Source organism: Pantoea jilinensis (genome assembly GCF_019104105.1).
GTDB classification, from domain to species: Bacteria; Pseudomonadota; Gammaproteobacteria; order Enterobacterales; family Enterobacteriaceae; genus Pantoea; species Pantoea eucalypti.
Map to the genome: position 1 here is coordinate 2,074,668 of NZ_CP077746.1, position 21,828 is coordinate 2,096,495.

The 21,828-nt window shown below is 54.2% G+C and carries 20 protein-coding genes and 3 pseudogenes; 12 read left to right on the forward strand and 11 right to left on the reverse strand.

What is annotated here, in order from left to right:
* Positions 1-8 precede the first annotated feature (8 nt).
* Positions 9-446, reverse strand: a complete 438-nt coding sequence (locus tag KTJ90_RS09760; protein WP_039660227.1) for a GNAT family N-acetyltransferase — start codon at positions 444-446, stop codon at positions 9-11.
* 176 nt (positions 447-622) lie between these two features.
* Here KTJ90_RS09760 and hipB point away from each other — a divergent pair, with 176 nt between their 5' ends.
* The 5 genes and pseudogenes from hipB (at position 623) to KTJ90_RS09785 (ending at position 6,334) form a co-directional block, all read left to right on the forward strand.
* Positions 623-871, forward strand: coding sequence for a type II toxin-antitoxin system antitoxin HipB (gene hipB, locus KTJ90_RS09765; RefSeq protein WP_008925200.1), 249 nt, complete (start codon positions 623-625; stop codon positions 869-871).
* Positions 871-2,181: a type II toxin-antitoxin system HipA family toxin gene (locus KTJ90_RS09770; protein ID WP_003853618.1), complete on the forward strand. Its 1,311-nt coding sequence runs from the start codon at positions 871-873 to the stop codon at positions 2,179-2,181. The genes hipB and KTJ90_RS09770 overlap by 1 nt, the downstream gene beginning before the upstream one ends.
* Before the next feature lie 101 nt (positions 2,182-2,282).
* Positions 2,283-2,489, forward strand: a complete 207-nt coding sequence (locus KTJ90_RS09775; protein WP_003853616.1) for a type II toxin-antitoxin system MqsA family antitoxin — start codon at positions 2,283-2,285, stop codon at positions 2,487-2,489.
* A 302-nt stretch (positions 2,490-2,791) separates the two neighbouring features.
* A pseudogene (locus KTJ90_RS09780) lies at positions 2,792-4,174 on the forward strand (M24 family metallopeptidase).
* Between the two features lie 114 nt (positions 4,175-4,288).
* Positions 4,289-6,334, forward strand: a complete 2,046-nt coding sequence (locus tag KTJ90_RS09785) for an FUSC family protein (RefSeq protein ID WP_499024365.1) — start codon at positions 4,289-4,291, stop codon at positions 6,332-6,334.
* A gap of 339 nt (positions 6,335-6,673) precedes the next feature.
* On the opposite strand, the gene KTJ90_RS09790 is transcribed toward KTJ90_RS09785, so the two are convergent.
* Positions 6,674-7,009 carry a gamma-glutamylcyclotransferase family protein gene (locus KTJ90_RS09790; protein ID WP_003853609.1) on the reverse strand — a complete coding sequence of 112 codons (336 nt, stop codon included), beginning with the start codon at positions 7,007-7,009 and terminating at the stop codon, positions 6,674-6,676.
* 307 nt (positions 7,010-7,316) lie between these two features.
* On the opposite strand from KTJ90_RS09790, the gene KTJ90_RS09795 reads away from it, so the two are divergent.
* Positions 7,317-7,613, forward strand: coding sequence for a helix-turn-helix transcriptional regulator (locus tag KTJ90_RS09795; RefSeq protein ID WP_003853607.1), 297 nt, complete (start codon positions 7,317-7,319; stop codon positions 7,611-7,613).
* 4 nt (positions 7,614-7,617) lie between these two features.
* Positions 7,618-8,943: a type II toxin-antitoxin system HipA family toxin gene (locus KTJ90_RS09800; protein ID WP_499024367.1), complete on the forward strand. Its 1,326-nt coding sequence runs from the start codon at positions 7,618-7,620 to the stop codon at positions 8,941-8,943.
* 389 nt (positions 8,944-9,332) lie between these two features.
* On the opposite strand, the gene KTJ90_RS09805 is transcribed toward KTJ90_RS09800, so the two are convergent.
* Complete coding sequence (locus tag KTJ90_RS09805) at positions 9,333-10,352, reverse strand: alpha/beta hydrolase (RefSeq protein WP_008925193.1); 1,020 nt, start codon at positions 10,350-10,352, stop codon at positions 9,333-9,335.
* 490 nt (positions 10,353-10,842) lie between these two features.
* On the opposite strand from KTJ90_RS09805, the gene uraH reads away from it, so the two are divergent.
* The gene (uraH, locus tag KTJ90_RS09810) at positions 10,843-11,265 is read left to right on the forward strand and encodes a hydroxyisourate hydrolase (RefSeq protein ID WP_008925192.1); all 423 of its coding nucleotides are present in this window, start codon (positions 10,843-10,845) and stop codon (positions 11,263-11,265) included.
* A gap of 16 nt (positions 11,266-11,281) precedes the next feature.
* Here the strand turns inward: uraH and KTJ90_RS09815 are convergent.
* Positions 11,282-12,073, reverse strand: a pseudogene (locus KTJ90_RS09815) (LysR substrate-binding domain-containing protein); the annotation flags it as partial.
* Between KTJ90_RS09815 and KTJ90_RS09820 the strand changes: the two are divergent.
* Together KTJ90_RS09820 and KTJ90_RS09825 are read left to right on the forward strand one after the other, a co-directional pair.
* Positions 12,058-12,342: pseudogene (locus tag KTJ90_RS09820) on the forward strand (SDR family oxidoreductase); the annotation flags it as partial. The pseudogenes KTJ90_RS09815 and KTJ90_RS09820 sit on opposite strands and share 16 nt — an antisense overlap.
* Before the next feature lie 249 nt (positions 12,343-12,591).
* Positions 12,592-13,692 (forward strand): NADH:flavin oxidoreductase/NADH oxidase, encoded by a 1,101-nt coding sequence (locus KTJ90_RS09825; RefSeq protein ID WP_003853594.1) that lies wholly within the window; start codon positions 12,592-12,594, stop codon positions 13,690-13,692.
* Between the two features lie 42 nt (positions 13,693-13,734).
* Here KTJ90_RS09825 and KTJ90_RS09830 read toward each other — a convergent pair whose 3' ends face one another.
* Positions 13,735-14,319, reverse strand: coding sequence for an NUDIX domain-containing protein (locus KTJ90_RS09830; RefSeq protein WP_003853592.1), 585 nt, complete (start codon positions 14,317-14,319; stop codon positions 13,735-13,737).
* 83 nt (positions 14,320-14,402) lie between these two features.
* Between KTJ90_RS09830 and KTJ90_RS09835 the strand changes: the two genes are divergently transcribed.
* Entirely contained in the window at positions 14,403-15,152 is a 750-nt protein-coding gene (locus KTJ90_RS09835) for a DeoR/GlpR family DNA-binding transcription regulator (protein WP_499026490.1), read from the forward strand.
* On the opposite strand, the gene KTJ90_RS09840 is transcribed toward KTJ90_RS09835, so the two are convergent.
* Entirely contained in the window at positions 15,145-15,624 is a 480-nt protein-coding gene (locus tag KTJ90_RS09840; protein WP_499024374.1) for a glutamate racemase, read from the reverse strand. The genes KTJ90_RS09835 and KTJ90_RS09840 overlap by 8 nt on opposite strands.
* Positions 15,625-15,789: 165 nt before the next feature.
* The gene (locus KTJ90_RS09845; RefSeq protein WP_105099185.1) at positions 15,790-16,188 is read right to left on the reverse strand and encodes a VOC family protein; all 399 of its coding nucleotides are present in this window, start codon (positions 16,186-16,188) and stop codon (positions 15,790-15,792) included.
* Positions 16,189-16,507: 319 nt separating this feature from the next.
* On the opposite strand from KTJ90_RS09845, the gene curA reads away from it, so the two are divergent.
* Positions 16,508-17,539: an NADPH-dependent curcumin/dihydrocurcumin reductase gene (curA, locus tag KTJ90_RS09850; protein ID WP_003853584.1), complete on the forward strand. Its 1,032-nt coding sequence runs from the start codon at positions 16,508-16,510 to the stop codon at positions 17,537-17,539.
* Between the two features lie 58 nt (positions 17,540-17,597).
* Here curA and KTJ90_RS09855 read toward each other — a convergent pair whose 3' ends face one another.
* Genes KTJ90_RS09855 through KTJ90_RS09870 form a run of 4 tightly spaced genes read right to left on the reverse strand, consistent with a single transcriptional unit; the run spans position 17,598 to position 21,824 of the window.
* On the reverse strand, positions 17,598-18,458 hold the full coding sequence (locus KTJ90_RS09855; protein WP_499024379.1) for a carbohydrate kinase family protein: 861 nt from the start codon (positions 18,456-18,458) through the stop codon (positions 17,598-17,600).
* Between the two features lie 2 nt (positions 18,459-18,460).
* The gene (locus tag KTJ90_RS09860) at positions 18,461-19,318 is read right to left on the reverse strand and encodes a MurR/RpiR family transcriptional regulator (RefSeq protein WP_008925181.1); all 858 of its coding nucleotides are present in this window, start codon (positions 19,316-19,318) and stop codon (positions 18,461-18,463) included.
* Positions 19,318-20,289 carry an ABC transporter permease gene (locus tag KTJ90_RS09865; protein ID WP_003853579.1) on the reverse strand — a complete coding sequence of 324 codons (972 nt, stop codon included), beginning with the start codon at positions 20,287-20,289 and terminating at the stop codon, positions 19,318-19,320. The genes KTJ90_RS09860 and KTJ90_RS09865 overlap by 1 nt, the downstream gene beginning before the upstream one ends.
* A gap of 32 nt (positions 20,290-20,321) precedes the next feature.
* Complete coding sequence (locus KTJ90_RS09870) at positions 20,322-21,824, reverse strand: sugar ABC transporter ATP-binding protein (protein ID WP_008925180.1); 1,503 nt, start codon at positions 21,822-21,824, stop codon at positions 20,322-20,324.
* Positions 21,825-21,828: the final 4 nt, after the last annotated feature.

Below are 21,828 nucleotides of genomic sequence, written 5' to 3' on the forward strand. Positions count from 1 at the left end.
AATGGTGGTCAGCATGAGTCTATTACCCTGAGCGTTTTCGTCAGATAGTGACGCTGCATGCCGGTTTCTGGAAAGTCGGGCAGGGACATCTGCTGCTGATACCCCTGCTTCTGATAAAACGGCAGAGCCTGAAAGCTGAAGGTATCCACCAGCGCAAAGAGACATCCCCTCTTAGCCGCCTCCTGTTCCGCGGCTTCCATCAGCGCGCGACCCAGACCACTGCCACGCACAGTTTCGTCCACCCAGAGAAAATCAATGCAGAGCCAGTTGCCTTTGCGCGAGGCGATGACTCCACCGCGCAACACGCCTTCTGCATCTTTATGATAAACCGACAGCGGGCCCCAGTTCTCGCGGCTGATAAACTGCCGGTTGTAAGCGCCTAATCCTGCCAGCAACGCGTCCCGATCATTATCGTTTTCCTGATAGGTAAGGGTAAATGTGTGCATTCTGTGTCTCTTCTATCTGTGTGTTTTTATCCCCTTAAAGGGATATTTTAGCGTTTATCCTCTGTAGGGTATAATAGGCAAATTATCCCTTTGCGGGTATAATCTCTTTTTATCCCCTGTAAAGGATAATGCATCTGCGTTATGCTGACAGCCTGTGATCCTTAAGGAGTCACCCCATGATATACAGCCCGATACAGCTGGCAAACCAGCTCAAGTTTATCCGCCAGCGCAATGGCTGGACGCAGAGTGAGCTGGCAAAAAAGGTCGGCCTGAAACAGGCTACCATTTCTCATTTTGAAAATGCGCCTGACAGCACCTCACTGGCCACGCTGTTTAAGCTGTTACAGGCGCTGGAAGTGAGTCTGGCCGTTCAGGAAAAAGAGGGGGTCACGGCGACTCATTTGCATGATGAGGATGAGTGGTAATGCAAAGGCTGATTGCGTGGATGAACGGCGAACGGGTGGGTGTACTGACACGGCAGCGAAACGGCACCCATGCGTTTCAGTATGATACCGGCTGGCTGAGTAATCCGCTCTCCCGGCCGCTGTCACTCTCAATGCCATTGCAGGTTAAGGCGATCACATCACACGCTGTGATTAACTTCTTCGATAACCTGCTGCCGGACAGCCCACTGATTCGTGAGAGAATCGCAGCGCGTTACCAGACTCAATCCTGTGAGCCCTTTGATTTACTGCAGGAGGTGGGACGTGACACCGTCGGAGCAATTATGTTGTTGCCGCCCGACAGGCCATTGCCTGCCGTGCAGGCTCGTTATGAGGTGCTGGATGAAGCCCGGCTCGAAAGCGTACTGTCGGCCAGGTACGATATTCCGCTGGGAATGTTGCATGAGGAGCCCGATTTCCGCCTCTCAGTTGCGGGTGCACAGGAGAAAACCGCGCTGCTGCTGACGCAGGAAGGCTGGAGCATTCCTGCCGGTGGCACGTCTGCCTCACACATCATTAAGCTGCCAGTCGGTGAGATTAAACAGCCGACCGCTACGCTGGATATGCGTGAAAGCGTAGAGAATGAGTATCTTTGTCTGACGCTGGCCCGCGCACTCGGTATCAATGTGCCGCAGGCGACCATTATCCGGGCCGGAAAGATGCGCGCCCTCGCCGTTGAACGCTTTGATCGCCGCTGGTCACGTGACAAAACCCGGCTGATTCGCCTGCCACAGGAGGATTTCTGTCAGGCGCTGGGACTGACCTCGTCAACCCAATATGAATCGGATGGCGGGCCGGGCATCGCAGAGATCATGCAGATACTGATGGGATCACGTCACGCCATTGAAGATCGCTATCGCTTTATGATGTTCCAGGTATTTCAGTGGCTGATTGGTGCCACCGACGGTCACGCCAGGAATTTCTCACTGTTTATTGAGCGCGGCGGCAGTTACCGTCTGACCCCTTTTTATGATGTGATCTCCGCGTACCCGGTGCAGTCGGGTTCCGGCATGAACACGCAAACGCTGACACTGGCGATGGGGCTGGGTGCCACTCAGGAGAAGAGGACGGAGATCGACAAAATTTACCCGCGCCATTTTATCGCCACGGCGAAGCAGGTGAGTTTTGATCGTGACAGCCTGCAGCAGATCTTTGACTTCTTCATTAAAGCGCTTCCCCAGGCAATCGTTTTGGTGCGTGATGCGTTGCCGCCCGACTTTCCTCAGCATATCGCCGACGCCATTTTCAGCCATGCATTGATTATGCTGGAGCGGTTACGGCATGGAGAGTGAGGGCACGGAGCTGGCACTATGCTGAAAAGCCAGTCTGCCCATGTCTCGTTAAAAGCGGGTCAGCTATGCTTATCTGACAGGCATAACAAAGGAGTATGGGTATGAAGTGTCCGGGATGTGAAGGAGAGGCGTTTGTTTACGCCACGCGTGATGTCAGTCTCAATACCGGTAATCCGGATGATGTTGTGCACGATGTGAAGGGCGATCACTGCATCCGTTGCGGGGCTGTGATCATGAATGCCGGCACGGCAGAGCAGTATCCCGAAAAGGCTGAAGCGCTGGAGAATGCCGGCGTTCCCATCAAATAATATCAGGAGCCCGCGTAAAGCGGGCTCTGCTTATCGCTTTATGTACTCTTCTGATCGGCTCACTCTTATTGGGTCCTGCGTCGCTGACCATTTTTGTCGCCGGTCACAGCGAATAATGTCTCCTGCGACGAATCACCCATAAAAAAGCCTGCACAAGGCAGGCAAATCGTTATAAGGGAATGTCCATCTTTTGATAACACGCAACGAGTAAGTTGTGTGATGGTTGCACCCTACAGGAGAAACATTAGGTTTACCCCGGGAACGGGAACCTGACTCTGTCAATGCGGACACTGGAGTGCGTTATGGATGCCAATCGCTATGCCCTGGAAGTCATTGCTTCACCGCCGGTGTTTCCCGGTGTCGCCAGTCCTGTGTTGTCTGATGAAACGCTGCATCGTCGTCTGGCCGCTATTATTCAGCGCATGCAGGAGCAGAAGATTGCACAGCTGATTATCTATGCCGACAAAGAGCACGGCAGCAATTTTGAGTATCTGGCGGGATTCATTCCTCGCTTCGAGGAGGCGCTGCTGGTGGTGAATCAGCAGGGCGCTCTCACTTATATCATGGGTAATGAGAATCTAAAGCTGGTGCCTTTTGCCCGCAATCCGGGGCGCTGTCTGCATGCGCCGCTCTTTTCGTTGCCTAATCAGCCGATGCGCGGTGAGCAGCCACTGGATCAGCTGTTAAATGAGGCCGGGATTGTCGCGGGATAACGCACCGGGCTGGTGGGCTGGAAGTTGTTTACCGGCAGGCAGCTAGGAATGTGTGATTTGCCGCAGTTCGTTTACGCTGCAGCGGCGCAGGCGACGGGCAGTGATGCGCTGCTGGTTAACGCGACCGGGCTGTTTATTTCGCCGGATAACGGTGCGCGCTGCGTGAATTGCGCCGATGAAGTGGCGTTTTATGAGGCTGGGGCAAATCTTGCGTCAACCGCCATGCTGGCTGCGCTGGATAGCGTAGAGCCAGGCAACACGGAGAAGGCGTTAGGCGCACAGCTTAACGCAGAAGGTCAGCCTAATACGGTGATGACGATTGCGGCAACCGGCGATCGTTTTGCGCATGCCCGGCTTTATCCATCGGAAAAACAGCTCGTCACTGGCGATAAGCTTTCTCTTACTACCGGCTATAAAGGCGGGCTGACAAGTCGTTCCGCTTATGTGGTCAGCGGGTCTTCTGAGTTACAGTGTAACGTTTCGGACTGGTTAACCCGTCTGGCGATCCCCTATTATCATGCGGTGGTCAGCTGGCTGGAACATCTGCACATCGGTATGACCGGCGGCGAACTCTATTCACTTATTGAGAGCGTGTTGCCCAAAGCAGAGTATGGCTGGCATCTGAATCCGGGGCATCTGGTGGCTGACGAGGAGTGGTTAAGCTCACCTGTCTATCCCGACTCTGCCGTGACACTAAAGAGCGGTATGCTGCTGCAGATTGATATCATCCCGTCGGTGCCGGGTTACGGAGGCTGCAGTATTGAGGATACGGTCGGGCTGGCAGATGCGGCATTGCGTGATGAGCTGGCGCGCGCTTATCCGGATGTCTGGCAGCGTATGACGCAGCGCAAAACCTACCTGGCGGAGGTGCTGAGGATCCGGTTGCCGGAGGAGGTGATGTTGCTCTCAAATACGGTAGGGTATTTACGCCCTTTTTTACTGGATAAGCGCCGCGCGCTGGTGCGTCAGTAGACGATTACCCGGCCTGAGGAGGCCGGTAATAATTTGTAAAATTTAACTGAGAGTAAAACAGAGGCGCATCTGTCAGGATACGCGCCTCAGAAAGTTCCTGGTTGCTCTCATTCGATGAAATGGTTTACCAAAAACGCGGTTTTGTTTGCCTGCAAAACCTCTCTTGCCGCGTTTATCGCACTCTCTGTCGCACTCTTTCTTAACTTCGAAAAACCCGCCTGGGCGCTGACCACCGTTTTTGTCACGTCACAGCTTTATGCGGCATCGACCGTCTCGAAATCACTGTTTCGTCTGATGGGCACGCTGCTGGGCGGCATCTTCATTCTGCTGATCTATCCTGAAACCGTGCAGTCACCCGTATTGTTCAGTCTTTGTGTGTCGCTGTGGGTAACGGTTTGCCTTTATCTTTCTCTGCATGACCGCACGCCGAAGAGTTATGTCTTTATGCTGGCGGGTTACAGTGCGGCGATAATGGGCTTTCCTGATGTGGATACGCCGTCTGCGATTATTAATACCGTCATTTCACGTATTGAGGAGATTACGCTGGGTATCCTCTGCAGTACGCTGGTTCACCGGCTGGTATTTCCGGTTTCGATGCACCATCTGCTGGGGCAGAGCGTTAATCACTGGTTTCTCAACGCGCGCAAACTCTGTGATGAACTGATCAGCGGGATGGCGAAGAACAAATCGCTGGAGCGGGAAGATATCCTGATTCAGATGGCGGGCTATCCGCTGAATGTTGAAACATTGCTGACACACTGTGTTTATGAGGGCGAAGCGGCGCGTAATGTCATCCGTCTGGTCAGCGTGCAGTATCAGCATCTGAGTTATCTGCTGCCGACGCTGACCGCGATTGAGTCACGGCTGGGCGTACTGGCCGAACTGAACATTCGTTTTCCGCCGTGCGTCACCGACGTGTTTCAGGAATTTCTGTTGTGGCTGCATCATGACCGTATTAACGATATTGCCGGACTGCGTGAGGCGATTGCCTCCAGTCAGGCGACGCTGGAAGAGGAATGGCGGGCAGGGCGTCTGCCAACTGAAGAGAGTCTGCTGCTGATTGGTCTGCTGGAGCGGCTGGCTAACTTTGTACGTATTGCCGATGCCTATGAAAATGTCAGCGCGCGAGCCGAGGATCTCTACAGCCACGGGGATGGGGCGGCGATCCGCAATATCCGGGAACATCGTCATATTGATAAAGGCCTGCTGCGGTTGTCCGCGCTGACCGCTTTTCTGGCCACCTTTCTCTCCAGCCTGTTCTGGATTGGCAGCGGCTGGGCCGATGGGGCGAATGCGCCTTTGATGGCGGCGATTATCAGCTCTTTTTTCGCGGGTGTTGATTCCCCGGTGACGCCGATGAAGCTCTTCGTGAAAGGGGTGGTGATTGCACTGGTGGTCAGCCTGTTTTATATCGCGTTCCTGATTCCACAGGCCAATACCTTACAGGCGTTGATGATCTGTCTGCTGCCTGGCCTGATGCTGCTAAGTCTGGTGATCGCTAATCCGGCAACCAATATGGTGGGGCTGAGTGTCGCTATTCAGATCCCCGGCTTTATCGGCTTAAGCCATCACTATGTGCCAAACCTGATCGTCACGCTGAACGCGGCCATCTCCTCAATGGTGGGGATTATGTTTGCTGTGGTGCTGACGGCGTTGATTCGCAATAAGCGGCCCTCCTGGATTGCCAGAAGAGCGGTGCAACGGGGACTGCGCGACCTGTTAGGATTTATCAAAATGGTGGAACGTAATTCCGCCACGCTGCTGTCACGGCAACAATTTATTGCCCGAATGCTCGACAGGGTGAACATTATTCTGCCGCGTAAACGTCTCGACCCGGTGCCGGATATCGTGGTGGGTGGGTATCTGATTACCGAAACCTGGCTGGGTGCCAACTGTTATGACTTTTACGCACGATACAGGGAAGTGCTGGAGAGCCATCGGATTGATAGCGGTCAGATGTTTCACGAGCTGGCGCTTTATCTGAAACGCAAAATGAAGTCACTGCAATTAGCGCCGCATCAGGATCTGCTGGATGAACTGGATCTGTTACTGCTGCGGATAGAAAGAATTGCCCGCGAGGAGAGTGCAGCTGTCGCGCCATTAATCCATCTTTTTAATATTCGGGTATCACTTTTTCCCCATCAGCGCTGGCCGGAGTAACAGGGGCTGGCTGGTGGTGTTTCGAACCGGGATTGAAGTGTAGTAAAGAGAATACCTTTTAGTTACATCATACATAAGATCTTAGTCTAAAACAGATGTCAGACAGGGTGCCTGTTTGTCATGTCTTACAGTAACACGAGCCGGGATGATGGGAAAACGCTGGGGTGGATTGCTGAGTAAAGCGGACATTATACCCATTTAAAATCAGCGTGTTGCATACTTTTTCATGCCCGCCTGACACTGTTGCCGTCATTTGAGGATTCGTCAAATTCGCATCACGCAGCGGCTGAAACCCGCAATAAGAGCAGGGTGCGCCTGGCGCATTACAGGCTGAGAGAATTAGCTGTTTACCTGTGGCTGTAACTGATAAATCCACGCAGTGTAATACTGGTTATCCCCGGCAGTTACGCGAACTTCGACGCGATCATAGCCATCTTCAAACGCATCCAGCATTGGCCAGTGCGCATCCAGCTGCTCAGAGATAAACAAGTATCCTGGTACAGCGGGGCCATGTTCATCCAGAACAATGCCAGGAAAATCAGCCGCTGCACCCCAGCCACGCTCATAGAAGGTGCCGTTTACCGAGCCGGCCAGCCATTCGCCGCTAATGTTTTCAAGAATATGGGCATTCTCCCGGCCCGGACAGAGCGTGCCATAGACAAATAAGCGTTCCATTTTTCCTCGTTTTCCAGACTCAAAGCCGGTTACTTTAACGCGTTGTGATAAATTCTGCAGCCCTGACGTCACGCCAGTTATTCAGAATTGACGTAGCAGCGCCTGCGGAGCACAAAAATTCTACAGTTAGCGCACGCATCCCGGCCCTGGAGTACGCATGTAAAACAGGAAAGCCGACGTTAACAGCCTGAAGGCTGTATTAGCAAATTACAGCTTTTAAGCTGTTATATTGCTTTAACAGCTTTTAGAGTGTATTTTGATTAAACAGCGTACAGGCTGTATCACCTGTTAAAGCGGTCAGCGCACGATGAAAAATGTCTATCCGATAAAAACACTCAGCCAGTTGCGTCCTTTGCTTATTGGTTTTCGCAAAGCAAATGGACTGACGCAAAAAGATCTGTCTGAACGATTAGGCGTCACTCAGCAGACTTATGCGCGTCTGGAAGCCAACCCGGCCAGAGCCAGCATTGAACGCCTCTTCAAAATCTTCACACTACTGGGCGTGGAGATGACTCTCTCTTCGGGAATAAGCTCATCCGCAGGAAAGCCGACAGAAGAAAAGGGGACGTTAGAAAATTCACCTGCGAGACGGGAGAAGTGGTGACGCTATGAGCCGGAGACAGCAGCGTTTAGTGATATGGATGAACGGTATCCAGGTTGGATTCTGGAACAAAAGCAAAGGAGAAGATACGCTGCAATATCTTCCTGAATGGAGTGCCGACGCGCAAGGAAGACCGTTATCGCTCTCTTTGCCTTTTACCCCCGGCGATCAAATCTGGCGCGGAAATGTGGTACGTGACTACTTTGATAATTTATTACCGGATAGTGAAGGGATTCGCAGGCGTCTGGCAATGCGGTATCAGGCAGAAAGTCTCGACCCTTTTGACCTGTTGACCGAGCTGGGAAAAGATTGCGCAGGCGCGATACAGTTACTGAAAGAGGGCGATGAACCCACGGATTTATATTGCGTAAAATATCGGCCGCTCTCTGAATCAGAGATCGCAATGACATTGCGAAATACCACGGCGGCATCATTACCCGGCAGACAGAGTGATACAGGCGACTTACGGCTATCCATTGCCGGTGCGCAGGAAAAAACAGCGTTATTATGGCATGACGATCGGTGGTGCAAGCCTGAAGGGAATACGCCAACGACGCATATTTTCAAGTTGCCGCTTGGCCTGGTCGGCAATATGAAAGCTGATATGAGTACATCCGTGGAAAACGAATGGCTCTGTTCGCTGCTACTTGAACAATTCGGCATCCCGGTCGCAAGAACAGAAATCGCTCAATTCGAAGATCAGAAAGTCCTGGTGGTTGAACGTTTTGACCGCAAATGGTCAGGTGATCAGCGGTGGATCATTCGTTTACCTCAGGAAGATATGTGTCAGGCTGCGGGGATGTCACCATTACGCAAATATCAGGCCGACGGCGGGCCAGGTATCTCTGAAATTATGGAGATTCTGAGTCATTCAGATCACGCAGAACAGGACAGATTGCATTTCTTTAAAGCACAGATAATTTTCTGGGTACTGGCGGCCACAGATGGCCATGCTAAAAATTTCAGTATTGCGATAGGGCCTCAGGGGCATTATTGCCTTACGCCACTTTATGATGTTTTATCGGCATGGCCGGTCATCGGAAATGGCAATAATCAGATAGCCTGGCAAAAATGCAAACTGGCGATGGCCGCTCGCGGCAGCAGCAACTATTACAAACTCTACAAAATACAAAGACGGCACTGGATTAACCACGGTGAGCAGACCGGCCTGAGTAAAAAGCAGGTTGAGATGATGATGGATGAAATAATTTCTGACGCACCGGACGTCATCGAGCGTGTTCGCGCTCAACTGCCAGATCAGTTCCCGTCAGAACTGGCAGAACGCGTGTTTGATGGCATAACGCAGCAATGCAGGCGTCTGGCCGGAAATTAGCGCCGATTAAAATTTCCCACTGAACACAGTGTCAGAAGAGAACAGGCTGAGAGGTGCAACACGGCAACGCAGATGTTTATCGATTACAGCCTGAATGATGAAAAGACGGAGAGATTCATTGTCAGACAGAATCATCAGGCATCCGCAGAGATTCCCTGGGAAAGGTGGAAAACAGGATAAGACAGACACCTGACCAAAGAGCGCATAATGTATATTATGTTAAATAAGAGATTAACAGTGCACTTATCACTGTGATACTGCGTCATTCATTACTGTACTTCCGACCTGCTGTTACGTTACTGCCACTGCCCTGCACCTTCATAGTGATGCCTTCAAACAGATCGCCTGAAAACCCCGAACAACGATGCAGTCCGGGGTTTGTCATCAGATTATTTCAGATGCGAACGCAGTGCTTCACCCGCCTGGTCAATGGCTGTTCTGACTGTCGGTTCCTGGCTCAAGGCGTTCAGCAAACCGAAGTCATGAATCATGCCATTGTACCGTGTAACGGTCACCGGCACGCCTGCTGCATCCAGCTTACGACCGAATGCTTCACCTTCATCCCGTAATACATCCAGCTCTGCAGTCTGAATCAGCGTTGGCGGTAACCCCTTCAGCTGTTCAGTGCTGGCGCGCAACGGCGATGCCAGAATGTTATTACGATCTTTTTCCGACGTCGTGTAATTATCCCAGAACCACTTCATCATGTTCTTCGTCAGGAAATGTCCGTCAGCAAACTGCTCATATGACGGCGTGTCGAAACGCGCATCGGTAACCGGCCATAGCATCACATCATAACGGATAGCTGGCGTTTTAAACTGTTTCGCCTGTAACGCAACTGCCGCCACCATGTTACCGCCAACGCTGTTACCAACCAGCGCCAGACGTTTTCCGTCAACGCCAATTTCAGCACCATGGTCGGCGACCCATTTAGTGGCTTCATAGGCCTGAGTGATTGCCACCGGGAAATGGGCTTCTGGCGAAGGTTGATAGTTAACGAATACCGCTGCAGCACCGGATGCATTCACCATGTCACGAACCAGACGTTCATGGGTTGGAAAATCGCCCAGCACCCATCCGCCGCCGTGGAAGAACATAAACACCGGCAATGTGCTGCTGGCGTGCTCAGGTTTAACGATGGTCAGCGTCAGAGGCTTGCCCAGTACAGTAATGATCTTCTGTGAAATCTGTGCCGGCGGCAGTTCTGCGCCCTTCTGTGCTCCGGTCAATACTGCCCGGGCATCGTTGACAGAGAGTTGCTCAATTGGTTTACCCGTTCCGCTGTTGAGCGCTTTCAGAAAGGCGGCGACACCTACGGTCGGTTGCGGACTGTTTTCAGTTGGCGCAGCAAACGCGCTACTTATCTGGCTGCTTAACAGTAATGCACTGGCGATCAGTTTCATTTTCATTACAGGACTCCGATTAACTTGCTATTTAATAGTGTGCTATCTGGTTGGCCGAACAATGACACGGCACCTCTTCATTGTAAACAACTAAATAGCGCACCATTTAAATGGCAGAACCAGTCTTCCTGGAAATCATCGGGGTTAACGTGGCAAATTGCAGCTATCTGTATCGAATTGCAGTCATTGAGCGCGACATTTCAGAAGCGGAAAAATCCTGAATTGATTCCGCTTTCTGCTCAGCACTGAACTCCTGGTGCCCTGCTTTGGCTGCCAATCTCCGGGAATTCAACCTGGCGGCACTTTTCTCTGATCAACTTTTATCGCATAAATGCCGGACTATTAATTAAAAAAACAACTCTTGTATGATGTAACTAAATAGATTAATTCCCTCAGAAATTTCACATTTACCGCGGCTGATTTTCGCTTTGGTCTCAGGCCCTTTACTCTCTCTGCACTGCTACACGACTTCAACCAATCAATAAAGGAAACATTGATGAAAACATCATACGCTTTGATCGCAACATTACTGATGGCCTCTGGCGCGTCCGCTATCGCAGCTCAGCCCGCTGCCGCTAAAAATCCGCTGAGCGTACACGTTCTTAATCTGCAAACCGGTCAGCCTACCGCGGGCATCGAAGTCGAGCTGGATCAAAAGCAGCAGGATAACTGGGTAAAACTGGCCTCCGGCGTTACCGACAACAACGGTCGTATCAGCGCCCTGTTCCCGCAGGACAAGATGGCCAGTGCGGGCAGCTACCGTGTGGTGTTTAAAACCGGTGACTTCTACAAAAAAACCAATCAGAAAACCTTCTTCCCGGAGATTCCGGTTGAATTCAACATGGAAGCCAGTGGCGAGCACTACCATATCCCGTTACTGCTGAGCCCGTTTGGTTACTCAACCTATCGCGGCAACTAATCTGCTAATCCGGCACTCAGGTGCCGGATTCCCCCGCGACGCGCGCCGGAAAACACGCCACCAGCCAGTCGATAAACACCCGCAGCCGTTGCGTTACGTGCCGGTTTTGCGGATAAACCAGATGAAACGGATAACCCGCAGGCCGCCAGTCGCGCAATATCTCCACCATATCGCCCTGCCGCAGAATCGACGACAGTGAATAACTGAACGTCTGAATGATCCCCAGCCCGGCCAGACCCGCCGCCAGGTGTGCATTACTTTCATTAACGCCAATGCGATGCGCGCTGGTGATCTCTATTTTCTCACCCTGACGTTCAAACTGTAGCGGAAACGGTTTGCCGGTTTGCGGCGAAAGATAACTCACCAGCCGGTGCCCGTTGCGCAATTCATCAGGGTAAGCAGGAATCCCAAATGCTTTGAGATAGGCGGGTGTCGCGCAGGTGATCAGCGTGGCGTGCCCTATCAGACGCGCCACCAGTGAGGAATCGGCCAAAGGACCGCCACGAATGACACAGTCAATGTTGTCGCTAATCAGATTAGCCGGACGGTCCGAGACGCCAAGATCCAGCGTAATGTCCGGATAGCGGGCAAAGAAATCGGGCAGCAGCGGAATAAGAATATCCCGTGCGGTAGACCCGCCGATATCAACGCGTAACTGCTCGCGCGGTTTACTGCGCCGCGCATTAAAACAGGCATCAATATCCTCGAGATTGTGCAGGATACGCAGTGCTTTCTCATAGTATTCCTGCCCTTCTGCGGTGACGGTCACGCGCCGGGTGGTGCGTTGCAGTAGCCGCACGGAGAGATGTTGCCCGTTCGTGGGCGCTGGATCTGAAAGATCGCGGCATCCGGGTTAATGTCGTGAGTCCTGGCCCGGTTCGCACGCCTGGGTTGGGTGATCTGGTGAGTGAAGAGCAGCGTCAGGGTCTGTTTGATGCGCTGGCGGCACAGATACCGCTTGGCCGTCTGGGTGAACCACAGGAGGTTGCCCGTACCGTTGCGTTTCTGGCGTCTGATGCCGCCAGCTTTATTAACGCGACAGAGCTGTTTGTCGATGGCGGCATGGCACAGGTCTGAGGTTTAAGCCAGCCTGAACGCTGCCACAACAGTGATAACCCGAAATCCCGGTTCAGCCAGACCAGCACAGCTTGGCTGGCTGGCTGACCGCTAGCCAGTCACTCCCTGTTTCATAACCCGAAGGAAAAGCTGCGATCTCTCCGTCGTCCGGCACGCAGTCATAAAATGTCACGTTGCAGTCATCCCGTCCGGTAAATCCCCCGCTATAGTTATTGCCTGTCACGTCCGTCATAACACCATGGAGATAACATGAGCCAACTTTTTTCCACTGTCTCGCTCGGCGAACTTACGCTGGATAACCGCATTGTGATTGCCCCGATGTGTCAGTACTCCGCTGAAGCAGGCAATGCGACCGCCTGGCATCGGATCCATCTTGGCCAGCTCTCCTTTTCCGGCGCCGGTCTGATGATTATTGAAGCCACTGCCGTTGAGGACATTGGCCGTATCTCTCCCGGCGATCTCGGTTTGTGGAATGATGATAATGAAGCCGCACTAAAAACAGTTCTGGATGATGTGCGCCGCTACTCCTCTATCCCGATTGGTATGCAGCTGGGCCATGCGGGACGTAAAGCGTCGTGTGCGGTTCCCTGGGAAGGCGGTAAGCAGATTGCACCCGATGCAGGCGGCTGGCAAACCGTAGCCCCGTCGGCACTGAGCTACAGCGCGGATGAAGTTAAACCGGTTGCCATGAGCATTGACGATCTGCAGCGGGTAAAAAAGGCTTTTGTTGAGAGTGCCCGCCGTGCAGTGCGACTGGGTATCCAACTGATTGAAGTGCATGCCGCGCACGGCTATCTGCTGCATCAGTTTCTGTCACCGCTCTCGAATCAGCGCAGTGATGAATATGGCGGCTCGCTGGAAAACCGACTGCGTTTCCCGCTTGAGGTGTTCAAAGCCGTCCGTGAAGCCGTTCCCGCTGCCATTCCGGTGGGTGTGCGTATTTCCGCGACGGACTGGGTGGAAGGCGGCTGGGAAATCAAGCAGTCGATCGCCCTCTCACGTGAGCTGGAAGCGCTTAACTGCGCCTATATTCATGTTTCCAGTGGTGGTTTGTCGGAAAAACAGGAAATCAGCGTCGGACCCAATTATCAGGTGCCTTTCGCCCGCGATATTCGCGAGCAGGTGTCAATTCCGGTGATTGCTGTTGGCCTGATTACTGAACCTCAGCAGGCAGAAGGTGTTCTGCAACAGGGCGACGCTGACCTGGTGGCGCTGGCGCGCGGCATTCTCTATGATCCCCGCTGGCCGTGGCACGCCGCCGCCGCACTGGATGGCAAAGTGCAGGTTCCGCCGCAGTATCTGCGTTCTGAACCGCACGATGTCAAAGGCATCCTGACGCAGGATCAGTAAGCGTTAACGGGCAGGCCGCGTTACCGTGGTCTGCCCGCGATTTTAAAGAATGCCTTTCAGCCGCAGATGCTGGAGCAGCATAATGGTCTTGGCATCCACGATCTCACCCTGATCAATCGCCTGTAAGGCCTTGTCGAAACCGATCTCCAGTACCTCGATATCTTCGCCCTCTTCCACTATTCCGCCGCCTTCACCGCTGCGCTGTTGATCGTCATACTCAGCAATAAAGAAGTAGAGTTTTTCCGTCACTGAACCGGGGCTCATAAAAGCCTCAAAAACCTTTTCTACGCGACTGACGCGAAAGCCCGTCTCCTCTTCCGCTTCGGCAACAATACGCGTCTCAGGCGAGGCGTTATCCAGCAGACCAGCTGCCGCTTCAATCAGAAAGCCATCATGCCCGTTCAGGAAAATGGGAAAGCGAAACTGCCGGGTCAACACGACTGTGCGTTTATCACGGTTATAGAGCAGAATCACCGCGCCGTTTCCCCGATCGTAGGCTTCACGGCTCTGCTCCTGCCAGCGTCCATCGCTGCGCAGTAGCGAGAAGGTGTACTTCTTCAGGGTATACCAGTTATCTGACAGCAACTGCTCGTTGATGATGCGTACGCGGGGATGATTCTGCTGCATGATACTCTCCAGGATAAGTGGACAGCCCACACGCTATCATGCACAATCGTGCAAATTCAAGAAAAAACATGCAGAATGGAATGATGCTATCCAGCCAACGAAAACAGACAATTCTCGCCCTGCTCGCCCAGGAAAAACAGGTTCAGTCGCGCGACCTGAGCCAGCGATTTGGTCTCTCCGAAGACTCTATCCGGCGTGACCTGCGTGAACTGGCGGCGGAAGGATTACTGCAACGGGTGCATGGCGGTGCGTTACCGGTATCCGCTGCACTGGGCACCTTTGAAACACGAAAAAGCGTGCAGACGGCGTCTAAACAGATTATCGCCAGAAAAGCGGCCTCATTGATCCAGCCAGGCCAGATTGTGCTGATTGATGGCGGGACCACCAGCGCAGAACTGGTACGACAGTTGCCGACAACGCTGAGCTTTACCGCCGTGACACACAGTCCCAGCGTGGCGCTGGCGTTAGCCGATCACCCACTCGTGGAGGTTATACTGATTGGCGGGCAACTTTATAAGCATTCGGTGGTGGCGGTAGGCGCAGCCATGCTGGAGTCGATAAACCGCATTAACGCCGATCTCTTTTTTATGGGTGTTACCGGTGTGCATCCGGCGGCGGGTCTGACAACCGGGAATTTTGAAGAAGCGACGGTGAAGCGGGCGCTGGCAGGACGCGCAGCAGAAACCGTGGTACTGGCGTCCGCCGAAAAGCTCAATTCAGCGTCGGCATTTGCCATTGGCGATCTGTCGCTGGCGAGTACGCTGGTAGTGGAAACAGAGCCGGACGAGGCGCTGAAAAAGGCGCTCGGCCAGCACGGTGTGACGATCATCTGAGATCGCAGCAAGCCTGCAGCGCAAGATACGGGCCGGTCAGCGGTCTCTGCGCAGGGGGAAACTGCTGTGCGACAGGCGTCATTGAACTTTGTGCCAGGGCAACGGCAACCGCGCCCTGCTGATAAGCCTGCTCTGCTGCTGCCCCAATCAGGGCAAAGTAGCGTGCTGTGTCTCCCGCTTTAAACGCTGCCCACGCATCTTCCACCAGCATGACCTCGATCTGACTGTCTGGATGACAGAAGAGTGTCCGTGTCGCAGCCAGCGTCGATTCTGCGGCACACAGCGCCACCGTCGGCCCCGTAAGATGCCGCAGTGTCTCCGCTAACATCCGGTCAGTGCGCATTACCCCAGCATGCGTACTGAAATCATCAGCAACCGGCCCCAGCGTCGAACAGGTGATCAGAATCGCATCAAACTGCGGCAGCAGCGATTCAATCAGCTGTGCAATACGGCGGCGTAATTCCACTGTCATCCCGCCGCTTCGCTCCGCCTCAGTCAGCAGCGCAGGCATCACCAGATGATTCAGGGGCAGAATATCAAGAGCCAGTGCGCGGGCGGCATCATCAAAGATCGCGATATTACTGGCGGCGGTATGGAAGCAAAGAATGTTCAGGGTGAGCTCCGGTTCTTCATAAAGTTAGCGTGCGGGCGACCATGCGGCCTGCTGGATAACGACACGATAACCATCCCCATCCATAAATGTCACGCCCCGTTGATCCCAGTAGGGATTAAATGATGGCATCCGCTGAAATCCTGCCTCATCCATGCTGTTACAGCGAGCCAGCCAGTCAGGCTGTTGTGGGATGTAGAGCACCAGCAGATCGTCATCCGTTGGCGATGGCCGGACGGGATGCGTGTGACAGAGCGTGAATTCGAGATGCCAGGCCAGCCCGTCAGCGCCCAGCATCACACCACTGAACCCCTGATGGTCAGTAAACTCACCGATTTTTTGCAACCCCAGCCCAAGGCAATAGATTTGGCAGCTTTGCGTCAGGTCAGTCACTGGACGGGCAATACGCAGATGCGGGATAGTCATGCTTCTCTCCTTGTTGAGTTCACTGATATTTATCACAATCCTCTGAGCTTCCCGTGACGCTGGATGCGTAACCACTTCCCCGGCACTTCCATCAAACCACCGTTTTTTGCAAAAAGATGTGAATACCCTTCCGCGCAGTCCTGACCCTGAAATCGCTCTGCAGTCGGCGTGCCGCTGCGGTCGGCACCCTGTTCCGGTTATCCGGAAAATCACCTTACCGCTCACAGCGCTAAATGCATTCCCGCTGCGGTCATCTACACTTTCCCGGTATTCATACGGCAATGTCCTGTGCATTGCCTGGCTATAAAAGGAAGACAATATGACTGAACACGCTACCCAGAACCACGCCTGGTTACTGGCATCACGCCCTCACGGTGAGCCGACCAAAGAGAATTTCCGCCATGTGGCTCAGCCCGTTCCGGAAATCAAAGAGGGTGAAGTGCTGCTGAAAACCATCTACCTCTCGCTTGACCCCTACATGCGTGGCCGGATGGATGAGGGTAAATCCTACGCTGCGCCCGCAGAGCTGGATGAGCCAATGGTGGGCGGCACCGTCTGTCAGGTTGCAGAATCGAAAAACAGCAACTTTAAAACCGGTGACTGGGTGCTGGCGCAGAGCGGCTGGCAGGAATATGCCGTTTCCGATGGCAAAGAGATTGCGAAGCTGGACAACGATATGCCACATCCCTCATGGGCGCTGGGCATTCTCGGTATGCCTGGCTTTACCGCCTATATGGGTCTGATGGATATCGGTCAGCCGAAAGCGGGCGAAACCCTGGTGGTTGCCGCCGCAACCGGTCCAGTGGGCGCAACGGTCGGTCAGTTGGGCAAACAGAAAGGGTGCCGCGTAGTCGGTGTCGCCGGTGGCGAAGAAAAATGCCGTTATGCGGTCGATACGCTGGGTTTTGATGCCTGCCTCGATCACCACAGCGCAGACTTTGAAGAGCAACTGAAAAACGCCTGCCCGGATGGCATCGATATTTACTTCGAAAACGTCGGTGGCAAAGTGTTTGATGCCGTATTCCCGCTGCTGAACACCGCGGCACGCGTGCCGGTCTGTGGTCTGGTCTCCGCGTACAGCCAGCGTGAGCTGCCGGACGGTCCGGACAGAACCTCGCTGATCATGGCAGGTATCCTTAAGCGTCGTATCCGTATGCAGGGCTTTATCATCTTCCAGGATTACGGTGACCGTTATCCTGAGTTCCTCAAAGCAATGAGCCCGCTGGTGGAGAGCAAAAAAATCCACTATCGCGAGCATATGATTGAGGGATTAGAGAATGCACCACAGGCGTTTATCGACATGCTGAATGGCAAAAACTTCGGTAAAACCGTGGTGAAAGTCAGCGAGTAATCGCGTTAGCGTGCCGCGTCAGTGACGTGGCACGCTATCTATTAATCAATGCGATGAATCAATGCGGCTGCCGTGAAACGTGTTCGGCAGCCGCACGATTAGCGTCACTGACCGCCTCTCCCAGCGTTGCGCCAAGACTCAGGCGCTGACACAACACCCCGACAAAGCAATCCCCGGCACCGTGTGTACTGACCAGCGTCACCTTTTGCGCCACCAGCGTGTGCGTCTCTCCTGCCTCGCTGTAAGCCACTCCGTGTTCACCTGCTGTCACCACCACGCGGGCAAAGCGTCCCGCCAGCGATGCCGCAGCAGCACGCGCTGAAGTCAGATCCTGCACGTTAATCCCGCACATATCGCGCGCTTCGATGGCGTTCACCACCAGCAGATCGATACAGCCCTCAAACCCCGCTGACAATGTCCGGGCAGGTGCAGCATTCACACAGACCGTAATCCCCCGCTGCCGTGCCGCCTGTGCCGCGCAGAGATTTACCGCCTCCGGGACTTCGTTTTGCAGCACCAGCAGCGAAACATCCTGCCAGAAGCCTGGCTGTGCAAAGGTCTCAAGCGGGATTTGCTGATTGGCATTAGAGACCACTACCGCGCCGTAATCCCCTTCAGCATCGGTAATCGCCACGCTCATGCCGGAGGGAAGCGCATCGGTCACACTCACCTGCGTACAATCGACACCGGCCTGCTGCAGATGATCCAGCAGGAATTTCCCCTGCTGATCGCGCCCCACCGACCCGGCAAAACGCACTGCTGCGCCCGCACGGGCCGCCGCGACCGCCTGATTCCCGCCCTTGCCGCCGAACTTATAGTGACAGGCGCTGCCCATCACCGTTTCGCCTTTCTCCGGGCGATGGTGTGCGTCCAGCATAATGTCGTAATGAAGACTGCCGGTGACTGCAATTTTGCTCATAGCTAGAATTCCCGCAGATCCTGAACCGCATGCTGGGTTTTCATCAGGTTCTTCTCCGCCCGCTTCAGATCTTTCTTGGCGATAGCGACAAACAGCGCATCCAGAATATTGAGCTGGGCGATGCGTGACGCGGCGTTTTCACCCAACAGATGCGATCCCTGAGAGGTTGAATTGAGGACCACATGCGCACTCTGCGCGATCGGGGATTCGGCGTAGTTAGTAATGGCGATCACTTTCGCGCCATTCTTTCCCGCCAGTTTAACCGGATCGTTCACTGCACGTGTCGCACCCGAATGGCTGATGGCGATAACCACATCGTCATCAGATAACACGGCGGCTGACATCAGCATGATGTGGGCGTCGTCATAGGCGGTCGACTTGATGCCAATCTTCAGCATCTTGTGCGACAGGTCCCGCGCCACGGCGGCAGAGCCGCCGACAGCATAGAGATCGATATGACGCGCTTTAAAGATGATATCCGCCGCACGATTGAATTCAGAGACATCCAGAATCGATAATGTTTCTTCGATGGCCTGGATAGAGGTTCTGAAGACTTTGGCCAGCAACTGCTCCGACGAATCATCCGGCTCAATTTCCGCATGCAGTCCCGCCACTTCAGACTGGTTGTAATAGATCAGACCACTTCTGAAATGCCTGAAGCCGGTGAAGTTAAGTTTTTTTGTAATCTTAACGATCATCGCTTCAGAGACATTATTCTCCTGCGCAATCTCCTTTAAAGACGACTGCTCAGTCATGTCGGTTCGGGCAATTATCGCCTCCGCCACACGGCGTTCTAACGGCGTCAGTTGGGGCAAACGCATACGAATCTGAGCGCCAATGGCTCGCGGATCTTGCTTCATTACTTGCCTCGGGTCGCCCGGTCAATCAACATCGCTATGATAATAATAAGGCCGGTAGCGAGCAATTGGTAAAAGGCCTGAATGTTCAGTAAGGTCAGGCCATTACGTAACACCCCGAGGATCACCACGCCAATCAGCGTGCCGAAAATACTGCCCTTGCCGCCCATCAATGATGCACCGCCAATGGCCGCCGCCGCGATAGCGTCCAGCTCCCACAGGTTGCCGATAGTCGGCTCGGCAGCGCCCAGACGACCAATCAGAATCAGCGAAGCGAGTGACGCCAGCAGACCGGAGAAGATGTAAACCGTCACCTTGGTGCGCTTCACCGGCACACCCGCGACCCGCGCCGCCTCTTCATTACCACCGATCGCCAGAATATATTCCCCCAGCGGGGTCTTATTCATCACCGTCCAGAGCAGCAGCGCAATCACCGCCACAATCACAATCGGCGTCGGAATACCCAGCACCGTGCTATTGATCAGGCTGCGGAACGCCAGCGGAATGCCAAAGACCGGATTGCCGCCGGTATAAATCAGCGCGATAGCCCGGAACAGCGACAGGCCGCCCAGCGTAACGATAAACGGCTGCAGCCCGGCATAGGCAATCAGCGAACCGCTGAACAGCCCGCACATCGCGCCGACGCCCAGCGTCGCGAGAATCGCCAGCGGCACCGGCACACCCAGGGTCATCAGCGTGGCACCCAGCACCGCTGAGAGCGCCGCAGTGGGGCCAACCGAAAGGTCAATCCCGCCGGAGATAATCACCAGCGTCATGCCCAGAGCAATCAGGGCGTTGATCGAAGACTGCTGCAATATATTCAGCAGATTTGGCAGCGTGAAAAAGACCGGCGACAGAAACGAAAATGTCACCACGATAATCAACAGGCCAATTAAAGTACCGGCATCACGCACGTTAAATTTAAGCCGCAGCGCGGGTCGGGTACCTGGCGCGGTGGAGGTCTGAGTCGTCATAATATTAACCTTAAATAGTGTCAGGTAAGCGGTCAGGCGGTCTGGTCGATATCTTTAATGGCATAGCGGGCAATGTTCTCTTCGGTGATAGCGCTGCCAGTGAGCTCTTTGGTGATACGCCCCTCGCGCATCACCAGCACCCGGTCAGAGATGCGCATAATCTCGGTCATCTCTGACGACACCACGACAATGGCTTTGCCCGCCTGCGCCAGTTTCTCAATCAGGTGATAGATCTCAGACTTAGCGCCAATGTCGATGCCACGCGTCGGCTCATCAAACAGAAACACATTGGCATCCGCCGCCACCCAGCGGCCAATAATCACTTTTTGCTGATTGCCGCCGCTCAGCGTGCCGATGGTTTTCTCAATGTCGAGCGGACGCAGTTTGAGGTCGCCCATCACCCTCAGCGCCTCACGGTCGAGCCGGGCATGGTTCATCAGCCCCGCCAGCGTGAAGCGGTGCATCGACGGCAGCGCCATGTTCATCTTCACCGCCCGCTCTTTAATGATGCCCTCTTTCTTGCGATCCTCCGGCACCAGGCCAATACCTGCTTTGATCGCCGCACGCACGTTGTGGTTCTGCACTGCGGTGCCGTTGACGCTCACCGTGCCACCGGTACGCCTGTCGATGCCGGCAATCAGCTTGAGCAGTTCGGTCCGCCCCGCACCCACCAGCCCGGCAATGCCCAGTACTTCACCAGCTCGCACGCTGAAACTGGCGGCTACCACGTCATTGCCCCGCGTCAGATCCTCTACCCGCAGCACCTCGCGTTCGCTGACAAACGCCTGATGGTCGAGTTTGTCGATCTTCCGTCCGACCATTTTGGCGACAATGCTCTCCTCATCCTCATCACTGATGTTGACCACACCCACCTGCTTTCCGTCACGCATAATGGTGGCGCGGTCGCAGACCCGGAAAATCTCATTCATCTTGTGCGACACATAGATCAGCGAGACGCCGGTCGACTTCAGATCGCCTATCAGCTCCGCCAGCCGGTCGAACTCGCGGGGCGTCAGACTGGAAGTCGGCTCATCCATGGCGATGATTTTTGCGTCATCCAGCAGCGCACGGGCGATCTCAACAATCTGCTGCTGCGACACCTTGAGATTTCTGATCGGCGTATCGGGATCGATAGTGGGATCCAGCGTCTTCAGAATCAGCGTCGCCCGCGCCAGCTGCGCTTTTTTATCCACCCACCAACCACCGGCACGGGTCAGCGGGCGACCCAGGAACATGTTCTGCGCCACGGAAAGCTCAGGAACATGCTGCAACTCCTGGTGAATCATGGCGATACCGGCCTGACGTGCACTGAGCGGGCTGCGAATCTGCACTCTGTTGCCATTAACGCTGATCTCTCCGCTGTCAGCGCCGCGCACGCCTGAGAGGATATTCAGCAGTGTCGATTTACCCGCGCCGTTTTCCCCAATCAGCGCATGCACCTCGCCGGGTCGCACTGAAAAATCGACCTCCTGCAGTGCGGCGGCGTTACCGTAACTTTTGTTGATGCCGCGCATCATTAAGCGAAACTGTTCCATACCC